18 protein-coding genes and 1 riboswitch are annotated in these 22,695 nt (G+C 57.1%); of the genes, 5 read left to right on the top strand and 13 right to left on the bottom strand.

Annotation, left to right across the window (positions count from 1 at the left end):
- Window positions 1-78: 78 nt before the first annotated feature.
- Window positions 79-1,005, bottom strand: a complete 927-nt coding sequence (locus tag WFN87_RS01410) for a YadA C-terminal domain-containing protein (RefSeq protein WP_336981588.1) — start codon at window positions 1,003-1,005, stop codon at window positions 79-81.
- Between the two features lie 235 nt (window positions 1,006-1,240).
- Here WFN87_RS01410 and WFN87_RS01405 point away from each other — a divergent pair, with 235 nt between their 5' ends.
- The 4 genes from WFN87_RS01405 (at window position 1,241) to WFN87_RS01390 (ending at window position 3,952) form a co-directional block, all read left to right on the top strand.
- Window positions 1,241-1,402, top strand: coding sequence for a hypothetical protein (locus WFN87_RS01405; RefSeq protein WP_336981586.1), 162 nt, complete (start codon window positions 1,241-1,243; stop codon window positions 1,400-1,402).
- A riboswitch (TPP riboswitch) is annotated at window positions 1,399-1,495 on the top strand. Its footprint overlaps the gene before it by 4 nt.
- Window positions 1,496-1,533: 38 nt before the next feature.
- Entirely contained in the window at window positions 1,534-2,322 is a 789-nt protein-coding gene (gene thiM / locus WFN87_RS01400; RefSeq protein ID WP_336981584.1) for a hydroxyethylthiazole kinase, read from the top strand.
- Window positions 2,319-3,119 carry a bifunctional hydroxymethylpyrimidine kinase/phosphomethylpyrimidine kinase gene (gene thiD, locus WFN87_RS01395; protein WP_166991168.1) on the top strand — a complete coding sequence of 267 codons (801 nt, stop codon included), beginning with the start codon at window positions 2,319-2,321 and terminating at the stop codon, window positions 3,117-3,119. Before thiM ends, thiD begins: the two co-directional genes overlap by 4 nt.
- 86 nt (window positions 3,120-3,205) lie before the next feature.
- Window positions 3,206-3,952, top strand: coding sequence for a UTRA domain-containing protein (locus WFN87_RS01390; protein ID WP_166991171.1), 747 nt, complete (start codon window positions 3,206-3,208; stop codon window positions 3,950-3,952).
- Here WFN87_RS01390 and WFN87_RS01385 read toward each other — a convergent pair.
- Genes WFN87_RS01385 through WFN87_RS01375 form a run of 3 tightly spaced genes read right to left on the bottom strand, consistent with a single transcriptional unit; the run spans window position 3,926 to window position 7,201 of the window.
- Window positions 3,926-4,906: a PfkB family carbohydrate kinase gene (locus WFN87_RS01385; protein ID WP_336981581.1), complete on the bottom strand. Its 981-nt coding sequence runs from the start codon at window positions 4,904-4,906 to the stop codon at window positions 3,926-3,928. The two genes, WFN87_RS01390 and WFN87_RS01385, sit on opposite strands and share 27 nt — an antisense overlap.
- Window positions 4,893-5,906, bottom strand: a complete 1,014-nt coding sequence (locus WFN87_RS01380; RefSeq protein WP_336981579.1) for an ADP-ribosylglycohydrolase family protein — start codon at window positions 5,904-5,906, stop codon at window positions 4,893-4,895. The genes WFN87_RS01385 and WFN87_RS01380 overlap by 14 nt, the downstream gene beginning before the upstream one ends.
- A gap of 2 nt (window positions 5,907-5,908) precedes the next feature.
- Entirely contained in the window at window positions 5,909-7,201 is a 1,293-nt protein-coding gene (locus WFN87_RS01375) for a nucleoside permease (protein WP_336981727.1), read from the bottom strand.
- Between the two features lie 259 nt (window positions 7,202-7,460).
- On the opposite strand from WFN87_RS01375, the gene fbaB reads away from it, so the two are divergent.
- Window positions 7,461-8,513: a class I fructose-bisphosphate aldolase gene (fbaB, locus tag WFN87_RS01370; protein WP_008455139.1), complete on the top strand. Its 1,053-nt coding sequence runs from the start codon at window positions 7,461-7,463 to the stop codon at window positions 8,511-8,513.
- Window positions 8,514-8,634: 121 nt separating this feature from the next.
- Here the strand turns inward: fbaB and yegS are convergent, their stop codons facing one another.
- The 9 genes from yegS to WFN87_RS01325 all read right to left on the bottom strand — a co-directional run bounded on the left by yegS (window position 8,635) and on the right by WFN87_RS01325 (window position 22,628).
- Window positions 8,635-9,534: a lipid kinase YegS gene (gene yegS / locus WFN87_RS01365; RefSeq protein WP_336981576.1), complete on the bottom strand. Its 900-nt coding sequence runs from the start codon at window positions 9,532-9,534 to the stop codon at window positions 8,635-8,637.
- A 250-nt stretch (window positions 9,535-9,784) separates the two neighbouring features.
- Entirely contained in the window at window positions 9,785-11,146 is a 1,362-nt protein-coding gene (gene trhP, locus WFN87_RS01360) for a prephenate-dependent tRNA uridine(34) hydroxylase TrhP (protein WP_008455135.1), read from the bottom strand.
- Between the two features lie 129 nt (window positions 11,147-11,275).
- Window positions 11,276-11,533 carry a hypothetical protein gene (locus WFN87_RS01355; RefSeq protein WP_008455133.1) on the bottom strand — a complete coding sequence of 86 codons (258 nt, stop codon included), beginning with the start codon at window positions 11,531-11,533 and terminating at the stop codon, window positions 11,276-11,278.
- A gap of 113 nt (window positions 11,534-11,646) precedes the next feature.
- Window positions 11,647-12,369 (bottom strand): two-component system response regulator BaeR, encoded by a 723-nt coding sequence (gene baeR / locus WFN87_RS01350; protein ID WP_336981573.1) that lies wholly within the window; start codon window positions 12,367-12,369, stop codon window positions 11,647-11,649.
- Window positions 12,366-13,760 (bottom strand): two-component system sensor histidine kinase BaeS, encoded by a 1,395-nt coding sequence (gene baeS / locus WFN87_RS01345; protein WP_008455130.1) that lies wholly within the window; start codon window positions 13,758-13,760, stop codon window positions 12,366-12,368. The genes baeR and baeS overlap by 4 nt, the downstream gene beginning before the upstream one ends.
- Entirely contained in the window at window positions 13,757-15,172 is a 1,416-nt protein-coding gene (locus tag WFN87_RS01340) for an MFS transporter (RefSeq protein WP_336981570.1), read from the bottom strand. The genes baeS and WFN87_RS01340 overlap by 4 nt, the downstream gene beginning before the upstream one ends.
- Window positions 15,169-18,252 (bottom strand): multidrug efflux RND transporter permease subunit MdtC, encoded by a 3,084-nt coding sequence (mdtC, locus tag WFN87_RS01335; protein ID WP_008455125.1) that lies wholly within the window; start codon window positions 18,250-18,252, stop codon window positions 15,169-15,171. The genes WFN87_RS01340 and mdtC overlap by 4 nt, the downstream gene beginning before the upstream one ends.
- The gene (locus WFN87_RS01330; RefSeq protein ID WP_336707464.1) at window positions 18,253-21,375 is read right to left on the bottom strand and encodes an MdtB/MuxB family multidrug efflux RND transporter permease subunit; all 3,123 of its coding nucleotides are present in this window, start codon (window positions 21,373-21,375) and stop codon (window positions 18,253-18,255) included.
- Window positions 21,375-22,628: an MdtA/MuxA family multidrug efflux RND transporter periplasmic adaptor subunit gene (locus WFN87_RS01325; protein WP_166991194.1), complete on the bottom strand. Its 1,254-nt coding sequence runs from the start codon at window positions 22,626-22,628 to the stop codon at window positions 21,375-21,377. Before WFN87_RS01325 ends, WFN87_RS01330 begins: the two co-directional genes overlap by 1 nt.
- Window positions 22,629-22,695 lie beyond the last annotated feature (67 nt).

Raw genomic sequence — 22,695 nt, 5'->3', positions numbered from 1 at the left:
CCCAAAATGCGCCTTTGAAAAGGCGCTGAAATAGAGCATAGCAGTGGTTTTAACGAAGTAAATGTTGCCTGGGAAAACTTACCAGCCTACAGATAACCCCGCGCCGTAACCCATATTGTTTTCTGTATCATCACTGACGGTGGCTTTCACAACAACAGCATTTCCGATACGTGTAGAGGCGCCCACGGCTAAAGCATTTTCACCTTCATAGCCGCCAATCCCTGCCCCTATAGCCACGGTTTGATTATTCATCACCTGCGGTATATTGCTCATTGCCATCGCGCCAGAGATACCCGCGTTGGCCTCTTTTTGATTATTGTTAACTTCGTCTTTTAATGCAGAAAATGCATTATTTAATTTGTCTATCGATAGGCTGTTGGCCTGAATCAGGCGGGTATTATTTTCTGCATGTCCCGTATTTAAAGAAATATTGTTAGCGTTAGTGGATACGCGTGCCTGCGTTGCCGTATCAAGTTTCGTTTCGGTGGTTATCAGGCCATTTTTGCCATTTGTTCCGTTTTTACCATCAGCGCCGTTTTTAACCTGAGACTGGACATATTCGATCATCGCTTTATCTTTGGCTGCCTGGTGGTCGGCATCTGTCTCCGGGCTGTCCAGGTGTGAACTTTTATCGGCTGTGGACGGTACAACCGGATCCATAATTATCGCCGTTGAAGGGGTAAGCGTGCTGGCGACGATTGAGTGGGGAGCATCGGGATGCGGCGGAACGGGCTCTGAATGATTCCCGTCCATATGCGGGGTCGTCACCGTCCCACTCACAAAATCGCTGGTATAGTTTGTCTGATGGACGCGATCGTAATCCCGTACAGCCTGCTGCTGCGACGCATCCATACTTTCAAAACAGGCCTTTGCTTCCTGCCAGGTAATAGATTTATTCACCATATTATTATAGAAGTCGCTTACCACATCAGCCCTGGCTGAAGTCGAAAGGACCAAAATACCAAACACCAAAGCCATTGATTGACCAAAGTTAAAGGATTTCATTTTTCTCTCACCATAAATAAATTGAACGTTCCAATGCATTATTGAGTGCACTAATAACGGCAATGAACTATCCCGAAATGTGACAATGCAATCCTTGATCTAAATCATAAGAAAATTCTTAGTGGAGAGTGTTTAAAAGCGATAAAACAGGCCGTTCACATTCATTATTTGCGCTGGTGCCAGGCTGCTCACACCGCTGTTACAATCGGGGTGAAAAGGGGTAAGGCGCTTACGTTTGAAAGTGCAGTTACTCGCGGGCCGCTTGATGGCAGAAGAGCGTGGAGCGGCTAAATTTGACGGGATGATGACCGTTTTTGCCGTTTACAAGACTTCCCGCTGGCATTACCATCCTCTGCACGGATTAATGACCTGCATTAATCACAACATATTGCTGTAAATGACTCGGGGTGCCCTTCTTTGTGAAGGCTGAGAAATACCCGTACCACCTGATCTGGATAATGCCAGCGTAGGGAAGTCAGATGCCTGTCCGGCGTCCCTTCTTTCACGCCGGACAGGAGCCTTACCGTTATGCAACCTGACCTGCTACCCGGCGCAACCGCCGCCTCTGTTTTACACCACCTCCGTCAGCATTCGCCGCTGGTTCACTGCATGACCAATGACGTAGTGCAAACCTTTACCGCTAACGTGCTGCTGGCGCTTGGGGCTGCCCCGGCGATGGTGATTGAAGCCGAAGAAGCGGCACAATTTAGCGGGCTTGCCAGCGCGCTGCTGATCAACATTGGCACCCTGACTTCAGAACGCGCGACGGCGATGCTGGCTGCTATTCACGCCGCCAATAGCGCCGGAACGCCGTGGGCACTAGACCCGGTCGCCGTGGGTGGTTTGGCTTTCCGCACGCGTTTCGCTCGCGACATTATTCAACTGAAACCAGCCGCCATTCGCGGTAATGCGTCTGAAATCATGGCGTTGGCAGGGGAGCAGGCCGGAGGCCGTGGCGTAGACAGCACCGATGATGCACTTTCGGCGATCCCGGCGGCGCAAAAGCTGGCCCGCGAAACCGGTGCAGTGGTTGCCGTAACCGGAGAAACTGATTACGTCACCGATGGCGAACGAACGTTTGCCGTGACCGGCGGGGGAGAACTCATGACGCGTGTGGTCGGCACCGGCTGCGCGCTTTCCGCCGTGGTTGCTGCGTGCTGTGCTTTACCGGGAGACAGGCTGGACAACGTCGCCAGCGCCTGCCGCTTTATGTCGCTTGCCGGCGAGCAGGCCATCGCCGCCAGCCGTGGGCCGGGCAGTTTTACCCCAGCCTTCCTCGACGCCCTTTATCTGCTGAATGCGGAGGGGCTTGCATGAAACGCATCAACGCATTAACTATTGCCGGAACCGATCCAAGCGGTGGCGCGGGGATCCAGGCCGATCTGAAAACTTTCTCCGCGCTCGGCGCTTACGGCACAAGCGTGATCACTGCGCTGGTGGCGCAGAATACCCGTGGCGTGCAGTCCGTTTATCGTATTGAGCCTGAGTTTGTGGCGGCGCAGTTAGATTCTGTCTTGAGCGACGTGCGAATAGACACCACAAAAATTGGCATGCTGGCAGAGGCCGATATCGTTGAAGCCGTCGCAGAGCGACTGGCGTTCTATAAGGTACCAAACGTGGTGCTGGACACGGTGATGCTGGCGAAAAGCGGCGATCCGCTGCTGGCCCCATCGGCGGTAGAAAGCTTACGTCGGAAGCTATTGCCGCATGTCGCGCTGATCACGCCCAATCTCCCGGAAGCGGCAGCGCTGCTGGATGCGCCCCACGCGCGCAGTGAAAAAGAGATGCGCGAACAGGGTGAAGCGCTGCTGGCAATGGGCTGCGAGGCCGTGCTGATGAAAGGCGGGCACCTCGACGACGCAGAAAGCCCGGACTGGCTATTTACTAGCCACGATGTCCAGCGCTTTACCGCGCCGCGCGTGCAAACAAAAAACACCCACGGCACTGGCTGCACTTTATCTGCCGCGCTGGCTGCGCTCCGCCCCCGCCATGACGACTGGGCGCAAACCGTGGCTGCCGCAAAAATCTGGTTGTCGAAGGCGCTGGCTCAGGCGGATTCGCTGGAGGTCGGGCACGGTATCGGCCCGGTACATCATTTTCACGAATGGTGGTAACTGTCGGTTAAAAGAGAAGTTTTTAGCCAGCGTAATACCAGTGGTACTATACTGGCTTCATCTTCCCTGCCGGACAATTGCGTACCATGGAACAGGCTCATCACCAGTTAGTTGAACAGCTCAAACAGCGCTTTTCCGCTCCGGATAACGCTCCTCTGTACCTCAAGTTTGCCGAAACGGTGAAAAACGCCGTGCGCGCGGGCCTGTTGCCGCAGGGCAATATCCTGCCGGGGGAGCGCGATCTCAGCCAGCTCACGGGGGTGTCACGCATTACCGTGCGCAAGGCGATGCAGGCGCTGGAAGATGACGGCGTGGTGACGCGTTCGCGCGGCTACGGGACGCAAATTAATGCGACGTTTGAGTATTCGCTGAAAGAGGCCAGGGGCTTTTCGCAGCAGGTTGTGCTTCGGGGTAAAAAGCCAAATACGCTGTGGGTGAACAAACGCGTGGTGAAATGCCCGGCAGACGTGGCTGAACAACTCGCGATCCCGGCGGAAAGCGAGGTTTTCCTGCTCAAGCGCATTCGCTACGTGGATGAAGATGCGGTGTCTATCGAAGAGTCTTACGTGCCGACCGGGCTGATTGCCGACCCGGATGAGATTGGCGTTTCGCTGTACGACTACTTCCGCAGCCAGAACATTATTCCGCAGCGCACCCGCAGCCGGGTCAGCGCCAGAATGCCGGACAGCGAATTCCAGTCACACATCAAACTGGAAACGCCGGTGCCGGTTTTGGTCATCAAACAGGTGGCGTTCGACCCGCACAACCGGCCCATCGAGTACAGCATCAGCCATTGCCGCAGCGACTTATACGTTTTCGTCTGCGAGGAGTAAGGTTTGCTCGAGCTGCGCGAGTTTTGGCGCGCAGTCCCCGCCCCGGTGGCCGACCACGTAGCTGGCTACCGCATTCCCGAGGCTGACTGCTTCTTCCAGGCTCCAGCCTGCCGCCAGGCCCGCAATTGTGCCGCCCGCATGGCTGTCGCCCGCGCCGATGGTATCCACGACGGTAGTCGGGAAGGGCGCAGCGATCCCTATGTTATCGCCGGCCGCAAACCACGCGCTGTCCTTATCTAAACGAACGATCAGCTGGCTGCCGTAGCGGGTGAGCCATGCACGGCAAATCGCTTCAATATTTTCCGCTTCCACTTCAAGCCATTCGGCAACAATCGCCGCTTCCTGACGGTTGAGCGAAACAATCGGTTTGCAGGCCATAATCCGCGCCAGCAGCGGCTGCGGGATATCTGCGATACGCGGGCCAAAGTCGATGAACGGGGTAATTTCCTGCAGCGACTCCAGCCAGCCAACGAGCAGTTCCGCACACGGCCCGGCAAGCTGGTAGCCAGAGAGCGAGAGCAGGCTACCTGGCGGGATGGTCAGGCCGTCAAGCCAGGCCTGATTCCACTGATGCTCGACGCCGCGAAACGACATAAAGGTGCGTTCGCCGTCGGGTTCGACCAGTGCCAGGCACCAGCCATTGTCTCCCGTATCGGTGTGGATCTCGCTGCGGATGTGCTGTTTTTCCAGGCTGTTGCGAATAATGTCGGCCCAGGTGCCCTGGCCAATTGGCAGCGCGTTCTGCGAGTCAATGCCGAGGCGCGAAAGCGTGATGGCGATGTTCAGCGCGCAGCCGCCAATGTTCACGCCCTGCTGATGCAGTTCGATATCGCAGCCGCGCCACGGGAGGGCGTAGGCGTCGGCGATGACGTCAATCACCGCCGAACCGAGCACGCAAACCGGGCGTTGAGCCTGCAGCTGGGGCAGTTTGCTCAGCAGTTCATTTGGCTTCATGGCTGGCCTCTCTTTGCTGGCGATAGGCCATAAAGATGCGGCTGTAGCGCGTGAAGTCGAGCTGGTTCTCTTCATCCAGCTCCTGTTTCAGCGCCGGGTCGATGCTTTCCACGCCGTTCAGCGCGCCGCAGATAGCGGTGGCCATAGCGCCGATGGTGTCGGTGTCTCCGCCGAGATTGGCGCACAGGATGGCGCAGCGGTTAGGGTCGGTTTTCGCCAGTTCGACCATCGCAATCGCCGCTGGTACCGACTCAACGGTGCTGGTACCGGTGCCGACCAGCTGGTAAATCTCTTCCATGGCGGATTCGGTGCCGCGCGCTTTTCTTGCCACGCTCAGCGCTAATTCCAGGCGTGCCGCGAGGGACGCGCTAAATGTCGTGATGCGTTTTTCCTGCGCGTGGCGGGCGATGGAGGGCATCTCATCGCAAATTGTGGCCCAGCTTGCGCCGTCGATAGCGCGGGAAATGGCCCAGGCAATAACGACTGCCCCGGCAATGGCCAGATCTGATTTGTGCGTCGGGCTCGAAGCTAACGCGACCTCGTCCACAAACTCATCGAGACTGGCCGTGGGGAGCAGGCAGCCAAGCGGGGAGGCACGCATCGCCGCCCCGTTGGTTACGCCATTGTTTTCCAGCTCGCTTACCGGCGTGCCTTGTTTAATCGCATTCAGGGCTATTTTCGACGTCGGGCCGAGCACGTTTTTGTTAAACGCGTCGAACCCTTCTGCCCACGCCAGAATATGGCGACCAATGGCGTCCGGGTTGATAACTCCGTGGTGCTCGATGATGGCGTCCGCCAGCGCAAGCGCCATTGAGGTGTCATCGGTAAACTTAGCGCGGGCAAAATAACAGGCGGCGTTGTTTTCTGCCGGACCCGGCAGAAACTTGTCTATCCAGCCGAAGTGGGCCTTCACCCGCGAGCGCGGCCACAGTTCGGACGGCATCCCCATCGCATCACCTAACATCTGGCCGTAAAAGGCTCCCAGAATACGATTTTCCATTGTTACGCTTCCTTTAATATTTTTTCAGATTCATCACCGGCAACGGCGATGGCAGCAATCTCTTTGTCCGACTCGCGGAAGAAGACCATGAACAGCACGGCGATGACGGCAATCATTATTGCGCCAAAGCCCCACATCCCCGCCCAGTTAAAGGTCTGACCGTTCACCGGTGAGGAGTAAGCAAACATTTTTTCCATCATTTTGCCGCCGAGGCTGTAGCCGAGCAGGCTGCCGAAGCCCTGGCAGCAAAGGGTGATCAGCCCCTGCGCCGCGGTGCGCATGTACACCGGGGATTTCTTGTCTACGTAAATGTAGGCGGTGACGTAGTAGAAGTCGTAGCTCACGCCGTGCAGCAGAATGCCGAGGAACAGCAGGCCGTAAGTGAACAGGTGCGACGCGTCGCCGTAGACAAAGAAGCCGTAGCGGATGGCGGCGGTGATCAGGCCCAGCAGCAGAACCTTTTTAATACCAAAGCGCTTAGTGAAGAACGGCAGCGCCAGCATAAAGAAGATTTCCGAGAACTGGCCAAGCGTCATCCAGCCCGTGGCGTTGTGCATCCCGACTTCGGTCAGATAGCCGTTGGCGAAGATGTAGTAGAACGCCAGCGGCATCGCAAACAGGAAGGAACAGAAGAAGAAGACCAGGAAGTTTTTGTCCTTCAGCAGCACCAGCGCGTCCAGGCCCAGCATCACCTTCAGGCTGAGCTTGCCGGTGCTTTTCGGCGGCGTGTTCGGCAGGAACAAAGCGAATACGCCTAACATAACCGAGCTGATGGCGGTGATCAGCAGCGGTACGTTGGTTGGCGAGATATCGCTAAAGCCCATTATCTGCGGCAGGAAGCCACACACGATCCCGGAGGCAATCCAGCCGATGGTGCCCATCACGCGAATACGCGGGAAATCACGCTCCACGTCGTCGACGTTGGAAAACGCGATGCTGTTGGTCAGCGCGATGGTTGGCATATAGGTGAGCGAGTAAGCCAGCAGTAACGGGAAGAAATAGACAAACTCCGTTTGCTGGGCGGCCAGATACATCAGCCCGGCGCCGACAAACATCAGCAGCGCCAGTACTTTTTGTGCGGCAAAGAAGCGGTCGGTCAGCGAGCCGACCAGAATAGGAGACAGAATAGCAGCGATGGCGGTGCAGGCGTAGGACCAGCCGATTTCACCGGCGGTAAAACCACTTTTGTTGAGGAACAGCCACAGGGGCACAAACCAGGCGCCCCAGATAAACCATTCCATAAACATCATGAACGAAAGGCTAATCGTTGTACGTTTCATGCTCAGGACCTTCATGACAGGTGTAGGGTGTGCCTTAACCATACCAATTAATAATACCTTTTAAATACCTTTGCGTCGATTCTATGATCGCCTTTGCAAAAATAGCCGGGGTGGCCACCTGGCTTTACTCCTGGAAAGGAGGCAAAAGTGCGCTTGAACTGGCAAATCCCCGCCGTCGGTACCAGGCTTAGTGCGGCCGGTTTTTTCGACCCGGCAGAACAGGATTCTTCATGCGCAGCGGGCAGGGGGCTCGCTGCCTTTACGGGAGCGTATTATGACTGATATTGCGCAGTTGCTTGGCAAAGATGCCGACGGCTTGTTACAGCATCGTTGTATGACTATTCCGGCAGACCAGCTTTATCTGCCCGGCTCGGACTACGTTGACAGGGTGATGGTAGACAACAATCGCCCGCCTGCGGTGCTGCGAAACATGCAGACGCTGTACAACACCGGGCGTCTGGCTGGGACTGGCTACCTCTCTATTCTTCCCGTCGATCAGGGCGTTGAACACTCGGCGGGGGCTTCTTTCGCCGCGAACCCGCTCTACTTCGATCCGAAAAACATCGTTGAACTGGCCATCGAGGCAGGCTGTAACTGCGTGGCTTCTACCTATGGCGTACTGGCCTCGGTTTCACGCCGCTATGCCCACCGCATTCCGTTCCTGGTGAAGCTTAATCACAATGAGACGTTGAGCTACCCGACCACCTACGACCAGACGCTGTACGCCAGCGTAGAGCAGGCCTTCAACATGGGCGCCGTTGCTGTCGGGGCCACGATTTACTTTGGTTCACCGGAATCCCGCCGCCAGATTGAAGAGATCTCCGCCGCCTTTGAGCGTGCGCATGAACTTGGCCTGGTCACCGTGCTTTGGGCCTATCTGCGTAACTCCGCATTTAAAAAAGACGGGGTGGATTATCACGTCAGCGCCGACTTAACCGGGCAGGCTAACCACCTGGCGGCGACCATCGGGGCCGATATCGTGAAGCAAAAAATGGCGGAGAATAACGGCGGCTATAAAGCGGTAAACTTTGGCTACACTGACGAAAAAGTTTACAGCAAGCTGACCACCGACAACCCTATCGACCTGGTGCGCTACCAGCTGGCTAACTGCTATATGGGCCGTGCCGGCCTTATCAACTCCGGCGGTGCTGCTGGCGGTGAAACTGACCTGGCGGATGCGGTGCGTACGGCGGTGATCAACAAACGTGCGGGCGGCATGGGGCTGATTCTGGGGCGCAAAGCGTTCAAGAAATCAATGGCCGACGGCGTGAAGCTGATCAACGCCGTGCAGGATGTTTACCTGAATGAGAAAGTGACCATCGCTTAAGCTCCGTTGAGTAGGGTTATAAGGCCCTCTTTTATGAGGGCTTTTTTATGCGGATTTTTATACTGTGGCATTATTCCCCTCTCCCTGGAAGGGAGAGGGGAAAAGGCTTCACCGTGCTGGCTTACCCCAATAGCGGGCAATTAGGCGGTAAACGACAGGCCAGCGCATTCGGATGCACTTCAATGCGAAAATGCCGTCCGCTCAGCGGTTCCCCGTCCAGGTTAAAGGTAATATCGTGCGGGGCCGAAATCTCAAACCAGGCCGATTTCCCTTCAATAATGTTTGGGTTTTCATCCGGGCGCGTGAGCGTAGTCAACAGCGCAGGAAGCAGGTCTTCACCGGTGAAAATCCGTAGATCAAGCAGCCCGTCGTTGATCAACGCCTCCGGGCAAAGCTGTTGCCCGCCGCCGGCCTGGCAACCGTTACCGATGCCGATCACTAATGCGTCGCCCTGCCAGCTAAAGCCTTCTCCGCGAATGTCGCAGCGATCCGGCTTGAGCATGTCCATGCGCATTAAACCGTGAATAAAGTATGAGACGCCGCCAAGCGCTGCTTTGAGTTTTTCCGGCGTTTCGGTGGTGATGCGTGTGCCAAATCCGCCGGTCGCCATGTTGATGAAGAAGGCTTCATCGTTGACCTGCACCAGGTCGATATTGGCGGCTTTGCCAAACAGCGCGAGGCGCAGCGCTTTTTCAAAGTCCTCAGGAATACCGACGCTGGTGGCAAAGTCGTTGGCTGTCCCCAGCGGGAGAATGCCCAATGCCGGGCGGCTGCCCGCAGAAAGCTTCGCGAGGCAGGTGGCAATCTCATTGATTGTGCCGTCACCGCCGCCGGCAACCACGGTGTCTACGCCGAGGCTCAGGGCTTCGTCAATGTAACGTTCGGCATCACCTTTTTCCCAGGTCACCCTGATATGCAAGGTGTAACCTTCCTCACGCAGCGTATGCACGGCCTCGCGCAGCTGTGGGTTACCGGCGCCTTTACCGTTCAGAATCAAAAATGAATGCGGGGATCTCTCCATGACTTACCTCAGAAAAGTGAGCATTATCAAAGTGTAGAGCAAAGTGGGCGCGGGGGAGTAAGAACTGGCTGAATCAGCGGAAAAAAGAAAGCCTGCGCAAGGGAGATTGCGCAGGCCAAGGAGGTGGTTCCTGGTACAGCTAGCATTTATGGGTTATGTTTTTCAGCTTGCGGATAATAACGTTATCTTGTGTAACCGTATGTGATCGGTTTCTAAGAATGCTCTTAGCGCGAAAAATAACCCTAATTCACTAGTTTGCGTGCGGTTTACGGGTTGTCTGACCAGAGAGATTGCGCATCAGTAGAGCATAATCCAGCGCTATCTCCTGAGGTACAGGCATCCATACGGTATGACCGTCGCCTGGAGCCACGTCTATCGGCTGGGATTTGCCGTTTTCCAGCGTTTCCAGCGTAAAGGTGATATTCCCCTGCGGGGTCATCATTTCCAGACTGTCGCCCAGCAGGAATTTGTTTTTCACCGCCACGGCCGCCAGATCACCCCGGCGTTCGCCGGTAAACTCGCCCACAAACTGCTGGCTCTCGGAAATGGAGTGCCCGTACTCGTAATTCTGATGGCTGTCGTGGGTATGTCGGCGCAGGAATCCTTCGGTATAGCCACGGTGGGCCAGGCCTTCCAGCGTTTGCAGCAGCGTAGGGTCGAACGGCTTGCCCGCTGCGGCGTCGTCAATGGCGCGACGATACACCTGCGCGGTACGTGCGCAGTAGTAGTAGGACTTAGTACGGCCTTCGATTTTCAGCGAGTGCACGCCCATTTTTGTCAGGCGCTCCACGTGCTCAATGGCGCGCAGATCTTTCGAGTTCATGATGTAGGTGCCGTGCTCGTCTTCGAAAGCGGTCATGTATTCGCCTGGACGTTTGGCTTCTTCCACCATAAACACTTTGTCCGTTGGGGCGCCGACGCCAAGCGTAGGCTCAACGTTTTGCACCGGAATTGGCTCGTGCACGTGGACGATATTGCCGATGTCGTCTTCTTTGCCTTCCTGAACCTTATATTCCCAGCGGCAGGCGTTGGTGCAGGTTCCCTGGTTAGGATCTCGCTTGTTGATATAGCCAGAGAGCAGGCAGCGGCCTGAATACGCCATGCACAGCGCGCCGTGGACGAAGATCTCCAGCTCCATTTCTGGAACCTGTTCGCGAATTTCGGCGATTTCTTCCAGCGACAGCTCGCGGGAAAGAATCACGCGCGTCAGCCCCATTTGCTTCCAGAACTTCACTGTCGCCCAGTTAACGGCGTTAGCCTGCACGGAGAGGTGAACGTCCATTTCCGGGAACGCCTCGCGCACCATCATGATTAGCCCTGGATCGGACATGATCAGCGCATCCGGCCCCATGTCGATAACCGGCTTAAGGTCGCGAATAAAGGTTTTGAGCTTGGCGTTATGCGGGGCAATGTTCACCACCACGTAGAATTTTTTACCCAGCGCGTGGGCCTCGTTGATCCCGAGCTGGAGGTTTTCGTGGTTGAATTCGTTATTGCGCACGCGCAGCGAGTAGCGCGGCTGGCCAGCGTAGACGGCGTCTGCACCGTAGGCGAAAGCGTAACGCATGTTTTTCAGCGTTCCCGCCGGGGAGAGGAGTTCCGGTTTAAACATGAAGTTCTCGTTCTGATATCAGGTCAGAACCGCTCCATCTGGTGAAGCGGCTAAAGTCGAGTGGATTACCACAATTTAAGGGCGGGAATTGTAGCGCCGTGAGGCTGGGGAGTAAACCGTCTTGCGGATTCAGGCGATGAGCGGGATACCGACAAAAAGGAGCGACGCGAAGGCAATATTCTCCGTGTACTCTTTCAGTGCTTCGGTATTTTCTTTGAAATGCGCGATGAACTTGTCGAGCGCGGCGGCTTCATCCGTCGCCAGTATCTCGAAGCCAATTTTTTTAAATCCATCAGCAGCCAACTCTTTTTTCTCTTCCACACCAAGAGATGCCTTAGGGTAGATATTGAAAGCAATATCTCGGCTATAGAAAACATACTTTTCCACGACAACCTCCTTGCAGGGAAGACGCCGGTCAATGTTGACCGGCCTGTGTTCTATCGTAGAGTTTTTTGGGTTCTCTGAGCAGTCTACTAAAAGTAGTCGTCCCGGATATGAGTTTAAATTACTCGCCCGGCGTCCGCCTCCCAGCGATAACCCACCCCGTAAACGGCGCGAATAAACGACTGATCGGTATCCAGCGCTTCAAGCTTGCGGCGCAGGTTTTTTATGTGACTGTCGATGGTGCGGTCGGTGACCACGCGGTAGTCGTCATACAGATGGTTCAGCAGCATTTCGCGGGAGAACACCTTCCCCGGCTCGTGGGACAGGGTTTTTAGCAGGCGGAACTCGGCGGGGGTGAGATCCAGCAGTTTACCGCGCCAGATAGCCTGGAAACGGCCTTCATCAATCACCAGCGGGCTTTCTTCCGACCCGGTGGAAATGGCAAGCTGACGCTTGCAGCGGCGGAGGATTGTTTTCACGCGGGCGACGACTTCACGCGGGCTGTAAGGCTTGCAAATATAGTCGTCAGCGCCAATTTCCAGCCCCAGCAGACGGTCAATTTCTTCTATTTTGGCGGTCACCATGACGATGGGGACTTCGGAGAAACGTCGAATCTCTTTGCACAGCGTCAGGCCGTCTGTGCCGGGCAGCATCAAATCCAGCAGAATGAGATCCGGCGGCGTGTGGCGAACATACGGCAGCACCTGGTCGCCGTGGTTCAGCAGAGTAGGGGCATAGCTTGCCGCGCGGAGGTAGTCGATGAGCAACTGCCCAAGCTTAGGTTCATCTTCTACGATCAAAATACGGGGCGTACTGTCGTCAATCGGTAGCTCGGTCATAGTGTCCTCGACGTTTCTGTTTCCAGAGGAAGTTCAACGGTAATACTAACGCCGCCAAAGCGTGAATGGGAGGCGGTTAGCGTTCCTCCATGGGCGGTCACAATATTCTGGCAGATAGACAGGCCCAGCCCTGAGCCGCCGCTGGCGCGGTTGCGGGAGCCTTCCGCACGGTAAAAACGGTCAAACAGCTGGCCTAGCTGCTCGTCCGAGACGCCGGGCTCGCTGTCGTCAAAACTCATCACAAACTGCTGATTCACAATTTTACCGCCGATCACCAGTTGCCCACCGCTGTCGGTGTAGCGGAGGCTGTTTTCCAACAGGTTATTGAACAGCTGCATCAGGCGGTCTCCGTCACCGAAAATAGTCGCGGTTTCCGGTAGCGCAAGGCGTATTGTCAGCCCGCGTGACTCAAAACGGGATCGAAATGCCCCGGCAACCACTTCCAGCAGCGCAATGATATCCAGCGATTTTTTCTGGTAGGCCAGCGCGCCTTCATCGGACATGGAAAGCTGGTGCAGGTCGTCAACGAGCTTGGTCAGGGTGGCGACTTCCATCTGCAGTGACGTGACGGACTCCGGCGTAAACTGACGCACGCCGTCCTGAATTGCCTCTAGCTCACCGCGCAAAACGGCAAGCGGGGTGCGCAGCTCGTGAGAAATATCCGCCATGTAAGCCCGGCGCATTTTATGGTTTTTTTCCAGGGTGCTGGCAAGCTGGTTAAAGTCCTGTGCCAGCCGCCCCAGCTCATCCTGGCTGCCGACCGCAACCCGGGTGGAAAAATCTCCGGCGGCCAGCTTGTGCGTACCTTCAACCAGGCGTTTCACCGGGGCCAGAAGACCACGGGCAAGCAGGAAGGTGGCCGCTGCCGCCAGCAAACTGGACAGGGCGACGATGATCCAACTTGTGCGCCGCTGCTGGCGATCGAAGTTAATGTCGGTATTGCGGGTCAGACGCTCAATGGGGGAGGCAATCACCCAGCCAACGTCCTGACCATTGACGTTAATCGGTTTGCGCATCCCGTCTGGAGGGAGCTTCTCTCGCGGGCCAACCAGAACCTGATAGTTTTGATCGACCACCCAAAACTTAGTGCGCCAGCCCTGCGGCGGCATGCCGTGAGCTTCATCCCCTTCGCGCTCAAACGAACGTAAAATCTGAAACACAAACCTGTCGTTGTGCCGCAGGAAGCGCCAGTTGCCGTGCAGCGCATACTGTTCGCCCAGGGCATCACTCAGCATCTCAATGCGCTGAGTATTGCCGCGTTTGATGTAGTCGATAAAGCCACGCTCAAAGCTTAACCTCACGCCCCAGTGCATGATGGCCAGCACCAGCAGGCAGGTGGAGAATATGGCGAGGAATAATTTCCCGGTGATCCCGGAGCGGTAAAGTTTCATGTTTCGCTCCTTTTACGGCGGCTGATGACCGTGTTTTCTGAACGGTCATTTGGGACGCGGGTAAACAGCAATGCCGGAAGGGCGATGACCAGCGCCATGCAGAAATAGGTGTACATAAAGATGCTGTGAGCCTGTTCCCCACCCACCGGAAGCTGCTGGTGGCCAAACATGCCCAGCAGCAGGCCCGCGACGGTCACGCCGATACTCATGGAAAGCTGCATGACCATTGAGAGCATGCTGTTGCCGCCGCTGGCTAGGTCATCCGGCAGATCTTTTAGCGTCAGCGTATTCATGGAAGAGAAGCGCATGGAGTTGACCATGCCCTGTACAAACAGGACGACCGGCAGCAGCCAGAACCAGCCCATCAGGGCCGTACCCATAAACATCAGCGTGATCAGCGCCAGGCCAAGCGTGGCGACGACCAGCACGTTGCGATAGCCGAAGCGGTTGACGACCTGCACAACGATACGTTTCATGCCCATGCTGCCCAGCACCATTGGGACCATCATCAGCCCGGCATGGAATGGTGAGAAACCCATCCCAATCTGCAGAAACACCGGCGTCATAAACGGCAACATGCCGCTGCCGATGCGCCCGCACAGGCTGCCCAGCAGGCCAAGCGAAAAGGTTTTCGTGTTGAACAGATTGAGATTGAACAGCGCGTTTTCGTTGTCCCGCGCATGCCACAGGTAAAGCAGAATGGCGATAACCCCGCCGAGGATCAGCAACCCGAGCGTTTCACTGGAAATGCCCAGGCCTTTTTGTCCGTCCAGCGCAATGGTCAGCGCCGCCATCCCAAACGCCAGTAGCAGGAAGCCGGAAATATCAAAGCGTCGGGTTTGCATGGTGTAGTTGGGCATCAGCCACAGGGTAGCGATGGCCCCGACAATGCCGACAGGAATGTTTATCAGGAAAATCCAGTGCCAGGAGGCGTACTCCACCAGCACGCCGCCCAGCGCAGGGCCGAGCAGGGGGCCTACCTGGCCTGGGATCGTCACGAAGGTCATCGCCGCCATATATTGCGCCCGCGGCACGATTTTCATCACCGTGAGGCGCCCCACCGGTACCATCATGGCCCCGCCAATGCCCTGCACGACGCGGGCGAGAACAAGCTCGTTGAGCGTTGAGGCGTTGGAGCAAAACAGGGACCCGAGGGTAAAAAGAACGATCGCCGTGAAGAAGATATTGCGCACGCCCACTCTGTCCGCCAGCCAGCCGCTTGCCGGGAGCATGACCGCAACCGTTAACACGTAGGCCACCACCACCGAGTGCATGTGCAGTGGGCTTACGCCCAGACTATGCGCCATCGAGGGAAGTGCGGTGTTCACAATCGTGGTGTCCAGCGCCTGCATAAAGAAGCCAAAAGCGACAATCCATAACTGCCAGCGAACGGCGGTGGGCAAATCAGTCATACGGACAGAGCCTTACTTTCACGGGGTTTGCGGCTAAAGCGCAATCTCAGTCGGTCAAAGAACAGGTAAACCACCGGCGTGGTGTAAAGCGTCAACAGCTGGCTCATCACCAGTCCGCCTACGATGGTGATCCCCAGCGGCTGACGAAGTTCTGCGCCATCCCCGCTGGTTAGCACCAGCGGTAGCGCGCCAAACAGCGCGGCCAGCGTGGTCATCATAATAGGGCGGAAGCGCAGCAGGCAGGCCTGGAAAATCGCCTCTTCCGGCGTTAAATCGCCCTTACGCTGCGCCTCTATTGCGAAGTCCACCATCATAATGGCGTTCTTTTTCACGATACCTATCAGCAGCATGATACCGATTAGCGCAATCAGGCTGAAGGGGGCGCCGAAAAGTTCCAGCGCCAGCAGCGCCCCGACGCCCGCAGAAGGCAGCGTCGAGAGGATGGTCAGCGGGTGAACGTAGCTTTCGTACAATATACCCAGCACGATATACACCGTGGCAATGGCTGCCAGAATCAGAATCACCTGCGAGTTCATCGTCTGCTGGAACACCTGTGCCGTCCCGGCGTAGCTGCCGCGCACGGTAGTCGGTACGCCCAGCGAGGTCATGGTTCTGTCGATGGCGTCGCTGGCTTCAGAAAGCGATACCCCGTCAGGCAGGTTGAACGAGATGGTTGATGCGGCGGACAACCCCTGATGGTTAACCGACAGCGGGGCGTTCGCTGGCTGCCATTTGGCAAAGTAGGAGAGGGGGATCGACTTTCCTTCGCTGTTAATCACAAACATCTGGTTGAGCGAGCTGATGTCCTGGGTGTAGCGCGGGTCGACCTCCATGACCACCTTATACTGGTTCAACGGCTGGTAGATGGTGGAAATCTGGCGCTGACCAAAGGCGTTGTTGAGCAAATTGTTGGCATCCGAGACGCTGATCCCCAGACGTGACATGGTTTCACGGTCGTAAATCAGGTCCATCTCCGAGCCGTTATCCTGCTGGTCGGAGTTAACGTCAGCCAGTTCCGGCAGCGCCGCCAGCGCTTTACGGATTTTCGGCTCCCACTCTCGCAGGGCGCTTAACTCATCGGAAAGCAGCGTGTACTGGTAGCTGGCGTTCGCCTGACGGCCACCAACGCGAATATCCTGCACCGCCATTAAATAGAGGTTGGCACCGGGCTCTTTTGCAAGCTTGCCGCGCAGTCGGTCAATCACCTGCTGGGCGGTTTCCTGGCGTTCGCTCAATGGCTTAAGTGAGATAAACATCATGCCGCTGTTAACCCGAGAGCCGCCGGTAAAGCCGGTGACGTTATCCACCGCCGGATCTTCACGAATGATCTTCATAAAGTCCTGCAGCTTACCGCGCATGGCCTGGAAAGAGATGCTCTGATCGGCCTGAATATTGCCCATCAGCCTGCCGGTGTCCTGTTCCGGGAAGAAGGTTTTTGGGATCGCAATGTAGAGCCAGACGCTCAGGGCTATCGTCCCCAGCAGCACCATGCCCACCAGCCGCGTATGGTTTAGCACCCATTTCAACGACCGGGCGTAACCGCCCTGCATGGCAATCAGCAGGCGACCAAATCCACGGTTTTTGTTTCTCTTTTCCGGCGGACGGTTCTTCAGGAGCCAGCCACACATCATCGGCGTGAGCGTGAGCGACACCACCAGCGAAATCCCGATAGCGACCGAAAGTGTGACCGCAAACTCGCGGAATAGGCGCCCCGGCAGACCGCCCATCAACAGCAGCGGCAGGAAGACCGCCACCAGCGACAGACTCATGGACAACACGGTAAAGCCCACTTCCCGCACGCCCTGGAGCGCCGCTTGCATGGGCTTCACGCCCGCTTCCAAATGACGGGAAATGTTTTCCAGTACCACGATGGCGTCATCGACCACAAAACCTGTGGCGATGGTCAGCGCCATCAGCGACAGGTTATTGAGGCTGAAGCCGCACAGATACATGGCGGCAAAAGTCCCGATCAGCGACACCGGCACGGCCACCGCCGGAATAAAGGTCGCGCGCCCTGAGCGAAGAAACAGAAACACCACCAGAATCACCAGCGACACGGAGATCACCAGCGATTGTTCTACCTCGGCCAGCGAGGCGCGAATGGTTGGCGACCGGTCCTGGGCTACCTGCAGGTCGATGGAAGCCGGAATGGTTTCTCGTAGTTCGGGTATTTTGGCGCGGATGCGGTCCACGGTTTCGATGATGTTCGCTTCCTGCGACTTGCGAATCATCAGCAAAATGGCTGGTTTGGCGTTGGTCATCCCGGCGTTACGCACGTCCTGTACGCTGTCGGTGACGTTGGCGACATCCTGAAGCCGTACGGCCGAACCGTTATTGTAATGCACGATAAGCGGCATATAGTTTGCCGCTTTTTTTAGCTCGTCGTTGGTCTGAATTTGCCAGCGGCTTGTACTGTCCTCTACCGAACCAAGGGGACGGCGAACGTTGGCATTGCTTATTGCCGTCCGGACGGCATCCAGCGACACGCCCTGGTTAAACAGCGCCTGTGGGTTGAGATCCACGCGCACCGCGGGCAGAGAGCTTCCGCCGACGTCCACGTCGCCCACGCCGTCGATTTGTGAGACGGTTTGCGCGAGCTGCGTGGAGGCAAAATCATACAGCTCACCCTGCGATAGTGTGTCCGAAGTGAGCGTCAGGATCATGATCGGTGCATCGGACGGGTTGGCCTTGCGGTAAGTTGGCCGCCCCGGCATCCCGCTTGGCAGGAGGCTTTGGGCAGCGTTAATCGCCGCCTGCACGTCCCGCGCGGCACCGTTGATGTCACGGTCGAAATTAAATTCCAGAATGATGCGGGTGCTGCCCAGCGAACTGGACGAGGTCATTTCGTTGACCCCGGCAATGCGGCTCAGGGAACGCTCCAGCGGCGTGGCCACGGACGACGCCATGGTTTCCGGCGACGCGCCCGGCAGCGAGGCGCTGACCATGATCACCGGAAAATCGACCTGCGGCAGCGGGGCAACCGGCAACAGGCGGAAGCCCAGCACGCCGCACAGCGTAATGGCGACGGTCAATAAAATCGTCGCCACCGGGCGGTAAATGAAGAGGGCAAAAAACTTCACTTACGCCTCCTCATGCTGTCGGCCGAAACGACGGCGCGTGTAGTGCGACAGGCGGTCGAACAGCAGGTAAATCACCGGCGTGGTAAACAGCGTCAGCACCTGGCTGAGCAGCAGGCCACCCACCATGCCAATACCCAGCGGGCGGCGAAGTTCTGCGCCAACGCCGGTTGAAAGCATCAGCGGGAGTGCACCCAGCAGCGCGGCGAGCGTGGTCATCAGAATCGGACGGAAACGCAGCAGACAGGCCTGGTAAATCGCTTCGTACGGGGCCATGCCCTGTTCACGCTCGGCGGCCAGCGCAAAGTCGATCATCATGATCGCATTCTTCTTCACGATACCAATGAGCAGAATGATGCCGATAATAGCGATAACGTCCAGTTCGGCCCCCGCCAGCATCAATGCAAGCAGTGCGCCAACGCCCGCCGTGGGCAGCGTCGACAGGATAGTGATCGGGTGGATAAAGCTTTCATACAGCACGCCAAGCACGATGTACATCGCCACGACCGAAGCAATAATCAGCCAGATGGTGCTGCCCAGCGCGGCCTGGAAGGCGAGGGTGCTGCCCTGGAACTGCGTCGTGATATCGGACGGCATCGCCAGCTCTTTTTCCGCCGAGGTGATGGCGTTCACCGCGTCGCCCAGCGATTGCCCTTCCGGCACGTTAAAGGAGAACGTGGTGGACGGGAACTGGTCGAGGTGATTGATCGACAGCGGGGCAAAGCGCTGCTCCACCTTCGCAATCGCGCTTAATGGAATGCTTCCGCCGGTGCTGCTGGTGAGGCGAATGTTGTCGAGCGCGCTCAGCCCTGGCGTGGTGCTAGTGTCATGTTCGAGTACCACGCGATACTGGTTGGCCTGGGTGTAAATGGTTGAAATAAGGCGCTGGCCGAAGGCGTTATACAGGGCGCTGGTCACCGATGACATGTTGATGCCGAGGCGGCTGGCGCTGTCGCGGTCAACGTTGACGTAGGCCATCAGCCCCTGATCCTGCCAGTCACTGCTGATATCCGCGAGCTGAGGCAGCGTTTTAAGCTTGTCTTCCAGCTGCGGCACCCAGGTGCTCAGTTCGTCCAGCGAGGTCGCCTGCAGGGTGAACTGGTACTGGGTGCGGCTCACCGTGGTGTCGATAGTCAGATCCTGGATCGGCTGCAGATAAAGCTGCACGCCCGGGACGCTGGCGACATTCTGCTGCAATCTGTCAATCACCGTCGGGATGCGGTCATCACGGTCGCTGAGCGGCTTAAGGTTAATTTGCAGGCGGGCGCTGTTTAACGAAGGGTTGGTGCCGTCTACGCCGACAAACGACGTCAGGCTTTCCACCGCCGGATCTTTCAGTATCACGTCTGCGACCTGCTGCTGACGCTGGGCCATGCTGGCGAAGGAGACCGACTGCGGAGCCTGCAGCGTGCCCTGGATAATGCCGTTATCCTGAATCGGGAAGAAGCCTTTGGGGATAAAGATCCACAGCACAATGGTCAACGCCAGCGTGCCAAAAGCAACGCTCAGCGTCAGCCACGGATGATTCAGCACTTTGCTAAGCAGGCGGCCATAGGCGGCAATGATGTTATCAAACATCTTCTCGCTGGCGCGGGAGAAACGGTTCTGCTTACGCAATGATTCGTGGCTCAGCATTCTGGCGCACATCATCGGGGTAAGCGTCAGCGAAACCACGGCGGAGATTAAAATAGAAATTGCCAGCGTCACGGCAAACTCGCGGAAAAGACGGCCCACGATATCACCCATAAACAGCAGGGGGATGAGTACCGCAATCAGCGAGAAGGTCAGGGAAATAATGGTAAAGCCGATTTCCCCGGCACCTTTTAGCGCGGCGGCTAGCGGCTTCTCGCCTTTTTCGATGTAGCGAGAAATGTTCTCTATCACCACGATGGCATCGTCCACCACGAACCCGGTGGCGATGGTCAGCGCCATCAGCGTCAGGTTATTGATGGAGAAATCAAGGAATACCATCACCGCAAATGTGCCGACCAGCGACAGCGGCACGGCGACGGCAGGAATGATGGTGGCCGGCACGTTGCGCAGGAACAGGTAAATGATCATCACCACCAGCGCAATGGCCAGCATCAGCTCGTGCTGGGTGTCGGTCACGGAGGCGCGAATGTTGGTGGTACGGTCGCTGAGCAGTTTTACTTCAACCGACTTCGGCAGGCTTTGGGTCAGCGTCGGCAGCATCTGGCGGATGCTGTCTGCCGTCTCAATGATGTTGGCCCCAGGCTGGCGCTGGACGTTCATCACGATGGCCTGCTGCTTGTTTGCCCAGGCGCCGAGCCAGCTGTTCTCTGCCCCTTGCTCAACGGTGGCAATATCCCCGAGGCGGATTGGCGCGCCGTTCTGATAAGCGATGATTAAATCCCGGTATTCCTGGGCCGACTTCATCTGGTCGTTGGCGGAGAGCGTGACGGCGCGCTCCGGGCCGTCAAGGCTGCCTTTGGCGGAGTTGACGTTGGCATTGGTGATGGCGGTGCGAATGGTTTCGCTGGTCAGGCCGAGTGCGGCAATCGCTGGAGCGTTCAATTTAACGCGAACGGCGGGGCGCTGGCCGCCCGCCAGCGTGACCAAACCGACGCCAGAAACCTGGGAGATTTTCTGGGCTACGCGGGTTTCCACCATATCTTCCACCTGCGTCATCGGCAGGGCGGTTGAGGTCACGGCAAGAGTCATGATAGGCGGATCCGCCGGGTTGACCTTGCTGTAAACCGGCGGGTTTGGCAGGTCAGTGGGCAGGAGGTTTGTCGCGGCGTTGATGGCTGCCTGCACTTCCTGCTCGGCAACGTCAAGCGCCAGCGTCAGCTGGAACTGAAGGGTGATAACCGACGCCCCTCCGGCGCTTTGCGATGACATCTGCTTCAGGCCAGACATCTGCCCAAACTGGCGTTCGAGTGGGGCAGTGATCGCCGAAGTAATGACGTCCGGGCTGGCGCCGGGATAGAGCGTGACCACCTGAATGGTAGGGTAGTCCACCTCCGGTAGCGCTGATACCGGGAGAAAGCGATAGCCAATAATCCCCGCCAGCAGGATAGCCACCATCAATAGCGTGGTGGCAACTGGACGAAGAATAAACAGGCGGGAAGGGCCGCCAGTGGAGCCTGGAGGTAACACCTGCATCAGGAGCGTGCTCCGTTGTGTTTGTGGCCGGATTTTGCCTGGGCGGCAGGTTTGGCGTTATCGTCGGCCGCGCTGTGCGGTTCGACAACCTCAACCTGCGCGCCTTCCGTCAGGCGGTCAATACCGTCGGTCACCACGCGATCGCCTGCGGAAACGCCGGCGCTAATCACGACTTTCTGACTGTCCTGAATTCCCGGCGTAACCAGGTGTTTACTGACTTTGTTATCGCCGTTCAGTACCCAGACGAAGTGGCCTTCATTGCCCATTTGCAACGCACCGGCTGGGATCACCACGGCATTTTGCTGGGTGTCCACCAGCATACGGGCGTTCACAAACTGATTTGGGAACAGAGCGTCATCCAGATTATCAAAGCGCGCTTTCAGCTTGATGGTGCCGGTGGTGGTATCGATTTGGTTATCAAGGCTCAGCAGTTTACCGCTGCTGAGTTTTGCGCTGTTGGTGCGGTCCCAGGCTTCAACGCTCAGCGTTTCGCCGGCTTTCTGCGCTTTAATCACCGTGGCGATGTCGTTTTCCGGCAGGGTGAACACCAGGTCAATCGGGTGCGTTTGCGTCAGCACGACAATACCGTTGGTGTCGCTGGTGGAGATCTGGTTGCCAATATCGACCTGCTTCAGGCCAACCCGGCCGTCGATAGGGGCGGTGACGCGACTCCAGTTAAGCTGCAACTGAGCGCTGGCAACGCTGGCTTCATCGGCCTTAACCGTGCCGAGTGTGGATTCCACAAGCGACAGCTGAGTATCGAGGTCCTGGCGGGAGACTAAGTTGGTTTTTACCAGTTGTTGGTAGCGGGCGAGGTCGCGGCGAGCATTTGCCAGGGTTGCCTGATCCTTAGCCAACTGCCCCTGGGCCTGAGCCAGGGCGACTTTGAACTGGCTCGGGTCAATTTCTGCCAGCAAATCACCGGCTTTTACCTGCTGGCCTTCCTGGAAATGAATGGCCAGAAGTTGCCCGTCAACGCGGCTGCGCACCGTCACGGTATTGGCCGCGGTGATAGTGCCCAAGCCGGTTAAGTAATGCGGCACGGCTTCACTGGTTGCCGTTGCAGCCTGAACCGGGGCCAGCGCACCGCCGCGCATTCCGCGTCGGCCGCCCTGGGCGGATGTCTGGCCTGATTTAGCCTGGGGCTGAGTCCCCGAAGATGTATTGTGGCTGCGCCAGAACCAGACGGCGGCAATCACCACCAGAATAAAGGCTGTAATCCACAACCAGCGAGAAGTCTGCGTGCCTTTCATAGATGACGTGTTCTCTTTCTGAAACGATTAGGCTTAATGTGACTAGTTTAGTAATCAATAGCCCCGT

Origin of the sequence: Cedecea sp. AS113 (assembly GCF_037152415.1) — a bacterium.
Taxonomy (GTDB): domain Bacteria; phylum Pseudomonadota; class Gammaproteobacteria; order Enterobacterales; family Enterobacteriaceae; genus Cedecea.
This window is presented reverse-complemented; position numbering and strand designations above follow the sequence as displayed.

Bases quoted from the DNA above. Each gene is read 5' to 3' on its own strand.
- thiD (WP_166991168.1), top strand. From the start codon at position 2,319: ATGAAACGCATCAACGCATTAACTATTGCCGGAACCGATCCAAGCGGT.
- baeR (WP_336981573.1), bottom strand. From the start codon at position 12,369: ATGACCGAGCTACCGATTGACGACAGTACGCCCCGTATTTTGATCGTA.
- WFN87_RS01325 (WP_166991194.1), bottom strand. From the start codon at position 22,628: ATGAAAGGCACGCAGACTTCTCGCTGGTTGTGGATTACAGCCTTTATT.
- baeS (WP_008455130.1), bottom strand. From the start codon at position 13,760: ATGAAACTTTACCGCTCCGGGATCACCGGGAAATTATTCCTCGCCATA.
- WFN87_RS01380 (WP_336981579.1), bottom strand. From the start codon at position 5,906: ATGGAAAATCGTATTCTGGGAGCCTTTTACGGCCAGATGTTAGGTGAT.
- yegS (WP_336981576.1), bottom strand. From the start codon at position 9,534: ATGGAGAGATCCCCGCATTCATTTTTGATTCTGAACGGTAAAGGCGCC.
- WFN87_RS01330 (WP_336707464.1), bottom strand. From the start codon at position 21,375: ATGCAGGTGTTACCTCCAGGCTCCACTGGCGGCCCTTCCCGCCTGTTT.
- WFN87_RS01390 (WP_166991171.1), top strand. From the start codon at position 3,206: ATGGAACAGGCTCATCACCAGTTAGTTGAACAGCTCAAACAGCGCTTT.
- fbaB (WP_008455139.1), top strand. From the start codon at position 7,461: ATGACTGATATTGCGCAGTTGCTTGGCAAAGATGCCGACGGCTTGTTA.
- WFN87_RS01410 (WP_336981588.1), bottom strand. From the start codon at position 1,005: ATGAAATCCTTTAACTTTGGTCAATCAATGGCTTTGGTGTTTGGTATT.
- WFN87_RS01385 (WP_336981581.1), bottom strand. From the start codon at position 4,906: ATGAAGCCAAATGAACTGCTGAGCAAACTGCCCCAGCTGCAGGCTCAA.
- trhP (WP_008455135.1), bottom strand. From the start codon at position 11,146: ATGTTTAAACCGGAACTCCTCTCCCCGGCGGGAACGCTGAAAAACATG.
- WFN87_RS01375 (WP_336981727.1), bottom strand. From the start codon at position 7,201: ATGAAGGTCCTGAGCATGAAACGTACAACGATTAGCCTTTCGTTCATG.
- WFN87_RS01340 (WP_336981570.1), bottom strand. From the start codon at position 15,172: ATGACTGATTTGCCCACCGCCGTTCGCTGGCAGTTATGGATTGTCGCT.
- thiM (WP_336981584.1), top strand. From the start codon at position 1,534: ATGCAACCTGACCTGCTACCCGGCGCAACCGCCGCCTCTGTTTTACAC.